The 4071-nt window shown below is 69.2% G+C and carries 4 protein-coding genes; 3 read left to right on the top strand and 1 reads right to left on the bottom strand.

Going from position 1 to position 4071, the window contains the following annotated elements; translation table 11 throughout:
* Positions 1–10 precede the first annotated feature (10 nt).
* The gene (locus tag CWC38_RS11180; RefSeq protein WP_121846798.1) at positions 11–2041 is read right to left on the bottom strand and encodes a DUF6541 family protein; all 2031 of its coding nucleotides are present in this window, start codon (positions 2039–2041) and stop codon (positions 11–13) included.
* Positions 2042–2240: 199 nt separating this feature from the next.
* Here CWC38_RS11180 and CWC38_RS11175 point away from each other — a divergent pair, with 199 nt between their 5' ends.
* The 3 genes from CWC38_RS11175 to CWC38_RS11165 all read left to right on the top strand — a co-directional run bounded on the left by CWC38_RS11175 (position 2241) and on the right by CWC38_RS11165 (position 3995).
* Positions 2241–2885, top strand: a complete 645-nt coding sequence (locus CWC38_RS11175) for a glycosyltransferase family 2 protein (RefSeq protein ID WP_121846797.1) — start codon at positions 2241–2243, stop codon at positions 2883–2885.
* A gap of 12 nt (positions 2886–2897) precedes the next feature.
* Positions 2898–3383: a DUF2304 domain-containing protein gene (locus tag CWC38_RS11170; protein ID WP_121846796.1), complete on the top strand. Its 486-nt coding sequence runs from the start codon at positions 2898–2900 to the stop codon at positions 3381–3383.
* Positions 3384–3617: 234 nt separating this feature from the next.
* Positions 3618–3995 carry a hypothetical protein gene (locus CWC38_RS11165; protein WP_240625239.1) on the top strand — a complete coding sequence of 126 codons (378 nt, stop codon included), beginning with the start codon at positions 3618–3620 and terminating at the stop codon, positions 3993–3995.
* Positions 3996–4071 lie beyond the last annotated feature (76 nt).

The raw sequence follows: 4071 nt of genomic DNA, 5'->3' as shown, positions 1-4071 counted from the left end.
GGGGGGGATGTCACCCGCAGCCGGTGATCCTGTAGAGCTTGGCCTCGGGACCGGTCCGGGCCACGAGTTCAAAGCCGTTCTGCGGGGTGAGCTGGTCGTATCCCTTCGTGTCGAAGTAGGCGTACGGGTTGACCTGACGCGTACCGAAGTCCAGGACGAACTGGACGTGGTGCTTCTCGAGGGCGGGGCAGACCGCGGGGTTCGTGGTCAGCTCGTCCAGGTGGTGGGCGATGACCGAGGCCTCCTTGTCCGCGACCAGTCCGTTGTGGGGGAACAGCACGTGCGTGCCCGAGACGGCGTACGCCTGGGAGGTGCCGGTGAGCGGGTTGCCGAACACCACCGCGTCCTGGGGAACGTACCGGGGCAGCTCTTCCAGCAGCGCCTGCTCATCGGGAGAGACCAGGGCGTAAGGGTAGTCCCCGTAGCCCGCGTACTGGTGCTTGCCGTAGTTCACCACGTCCGTCATGGGCTGGGTCTGCAACAGCTGCCACCCCACGAACACCGCCAGCAGGCCGCCGAGCGCCCTGACGGCGGGGGAACGTAGCACGGGCGATGTGCGCTCCGCCACCGGTCGCAGCCGCCCCGAGGCGTGGGGGCTCCGGGTGGCACGGGCCGCCGCGCGGCGCGCGTGCGAGAGGAACCAGCGGAGGATCGCCACGGCCCCGGCGGTGGCCAGGGGCACCGCCAGGACGGGGATCAGCGCGAGGATGCGGTGGGCGTCGTTGTACCAGACCCCCGCCCAGTCGTAGCGCAGCTCCGCGTCCCGGGACGCGGCCACGAGCACGTAGAGCCACACGAGGAATGCCCAGGCGCCCACAACCCACCGGGAGGTGTGGCGGAGCAGGCTGCCCGCTCCGACGAGGACCACGACCACCAGCGCCCACGGCAGGTGGGGAGCATCGGGGTGGACCGTGGCCAGGGCCTCACCGAGGGCCTGGGGCTCCGTGGCGTGGGGCTTCCACGTGGAGGCGGTCTGGGAGGCGCGCGCCGCGAACCAGATCTGCTGCAGCACCGCGGGCCACGCCACGAGACCCACCGCGCCGAGGAGCGTGAGCCACCAGGGGCGGGAACGGCGCACACCGCGCCACCAGACCGTCAGCAGCATGATCCACAGCAGCGCCAGGCCCACCACCACGGTGGAGGGGTGTGCCAGCCCCATGGCGCCGGTGACTGCGAGGACGGTCACCCACAGGGCGCCCCGTGAGCCCGCATACGGCTCGCGAGAGAGCTTGAGAGCTTCTGCGAGGAGGCCCAGCCAGGTGGGGAGGAACGCGATGGACATCGCATTCGGGAAGAGATTGCCGTAGAAGCTCAGCAGGAAGGGGAACGCGGGAAAGCACGAGGCCATGAGCCCCGCTGCCACCGCAACCGCCGGCCTGGACCCGAGCAGCCGGGTGGTGAAGTAGAGGCACCCCAGCACCCATGCCACGCCGCACACCATCATGGTCATCGCATTGGCCGTGAGAACCACCGGGAGGTGTCCCACCTGCGTGACGAACGCCGCAGTGTCGTGCCACGCGGCAGGGTAGAAGGAGGGCCTGCCGACGCCCAGACCACCCAGGGTGAGGGAGGAGGCCTGGCCGGTGTCGTGGATGTAGCGCACGGCGTTGTAGTGGAAGTTCGCGTCGTAGGTCTGCGAGTAGGCGTCCGGCACCTGGATGATCAGATGCAGCCGCTGCACCACGATCCCGATGCCCAGCACCGCGCCGCACCACAGCCCCACCGTGGTGCCGGTGACGCGTTCCCGCCAGGAGGCAGTGCCCACCCACGGCCCCGCCAGGCGACGCCGTGCGGGGATCAGTGCGACCCGCAGCACGAGCGCGACGACCACGAAGGCCGCCGCCACGGTGAGCGGGTTCCACGGAACCCCCACGAGGCCGTAGATGACGGCCGACGCGCTGAACCCCGCGACGGACAGGGGGATGACGGCCGCGCAGCGTGTGAGTCCGCGCAGACCCAGCGCGACACTGAGCAGAGTGCCCGGCAGGACCATGAGCAGCCCCGCGAGGGCGTAGGGGGGAAGGGCTTCTGTCCAGCTCACGGGACCGGTGACTCCAAACGGCAGGGGGGTGGGTACGTGGGAAGTTTAGTGGACGGTGGCCCCGGAGAAGCCCCCACCGGCTGGTCGCCCCGGGTCTCCCTGGCGCGGGCACGGGCCGGAGGCAGGCCCGCGGATTCCCGGCCCGGGGCTGCGGGCCACCCTGTGGAACAATGGCCCCGTGAGTCGAGCGTGGATTGTGATGCCTGTGTACAACGAGGCCGAAGTGGTGGGCGAGGTCCTGGAGACCCTCCGGGAGACCTTCCCGCACGTGGTGTGCGTGGATGACGGCTCCCGTGACGACTCCGCCCGGATCTGCCGGGACGCCGGGGCGGTGGTGGTCCAGCACCCCATCAACCTGGGGCAGGGGGCGGCGTTGCAGACGGGCTTCGAGTACGCGCTGCAGGACCCGGAGATGGACTGCGTGGTGACCTTCGACTCGGACGGCCAGCACCGCGTGGTCGATGCGTACGACATGGTCCAGCGCATCCGCAGCGGCGAGGCCGAGGTGGTTCTGGGCTCGCGCTTCCTGGACGACCGCACCCAGGTGTCGAAGCTCAAACGCCTGGTGCTGCGCACCGCGGCGTTCGTGTCCAAGTTCACGAGCGGCATGGACCTCTCGGACGCCCACAACGGGCTGCGGGCCATCGACCGCGCCACGGTGGCCGAGCTGCACCTGAAGCAGAACCGCATGGCGCACGCCTCGGAGATCGTCAACCGCTTCGCGGAGCTGCAGCCCCGGTGGGTGGAGCACCCCGTGGAGATCATCTACACCGACTATTCGCGCGGCAAGGGCCAGTCCCTGCTCAACGGCGTGAACATCCTGGCCGAACTGTTCGTGAAGTAGCGGGGCACACCTATGACCATCGTGGTTCAGATCGTTCTCATCCTGGCCGTCGCGTACGGCGCGCTCACCCTCGTGCGCGGCGGGGCCAATGCCAAGCACCAGGCCATCCGTCGGCTCGCGGCGGTGGCGTTCTTCTTCTTCGCGGCCGTGTCCATCCTCGTCCCGGACCTCGTCTCCGGCGCCGCCAGGGCGCTCGGCATCGGCCGCGGCACCGATCTCGTGCTCTACGGACTCGTGGTGCTGTTCATGATTTCCCAGTACAGCGCGGCCCAGCATCGTCGCGAGGAACAGGTCAGCATCACCCGCCTGGCACGCCACATCGCGATTTCCGAGGCGGAGAAGCCCTGGGACCCCGACGCCGCCCAGGCGGACTGCGTCTCCGTTCTCACCTTCACCGCAGCCTCACCGACCGTCCGCCCAGCGGACGCACCCTCCTCCGCTCCCGCAGAGGCCGGCCAGGGTGGCGACGCCGCTCGCGGGGATTCCACGCCGCTCTGACGTCCCGCGCGTCACCGCCCCCGCCATCCCTGCACGTGGAGTGACGGGGGTCACTTTCCATGTGGATTCATTCTGCGACCGTGCATGACGTGTCGCCCTGCGGGCATCGGTGCAGGTCAGCGAGGTTGTCCACAGACTGGCCGCCCGACCGTGTCCGTCGCCGTCGATTTCCCCTAGCGTTCCCTCCAGAGATGACCAGCCGGTAGCGGGTTCGGGGGAACCCCAGGGGGAGACATGGCCACGGGAGTTGCCGAGGACGCGATCGGGATGATCGAAGCGGACGTGCGCGAGCAGATCCGCCGCAGCGGCGTGGATCCGCTGGTGGAGGTGGGACCCACCCGCCAGCTCGTGGCCGCGGCCGTGGCGGACTACGACGTCCGTTCCGCCCGCACCGGCCTGCCCCGCATCCAGGACCTGGATGCGGCGTGCAAGACGGTCCTGGACCTCGTGGCCGGCTACGGACCGCTCCAGCCGTACCTGGACGATCCGGAGGTGGAGGAGATCTGGATCAACGGGCCTGCAAAAATCGGTCAAGAATTTCTTTGCCGCGGACGGATGCACCGGATCACCGACCGGTCAGGCCGCGTTCGCGCATCGGCGACCATCCGTTAACAGAAATTATTGCTAAGCCAGTTCGATCCCTAGGGCTGAACATCGTAGGTCAAGCCCTGAGGACTCTACTTATCGG

Source organism: Kocuria tytonicola (genome assembly GCF_003687455.1).
Lineage (GTDB): Bacteria > Actinomycetota > Actinomycetes > Actinomycetales > Micrococcaceae > Kocuria > Kocuria tytonicola.
Note: the sequence above shows the minus strand (reverse complement) of the source record. Positions and strands in the feature narration are given on the sequence as shown.

Bases quoted from the DNA above. Each gene is read 5' to 3' on its own strand.
- CWC38_RS11175 (WP_121846797.1), top strand. From the start codon at position 2,241: ATGCCTGTGTACAACGAGGCCGAAGTGGTGGGCGAGGTCCTGGAGACC.
- CWC38_RS11170 (WP_121846796.1), top strand. From the start codon at position 2,898: ATGACCATCGTGGTTCAGATCGTTCTCATCCTGGCCGTCGCGTACGGC.
- CWC38_RS11165 (WP_240625239.1), top strand. From the start codon at position 3,618: ATGGCCACGGGAGTTGCCGAGGACGCGATCGGGATGATCGAAGCGGAC.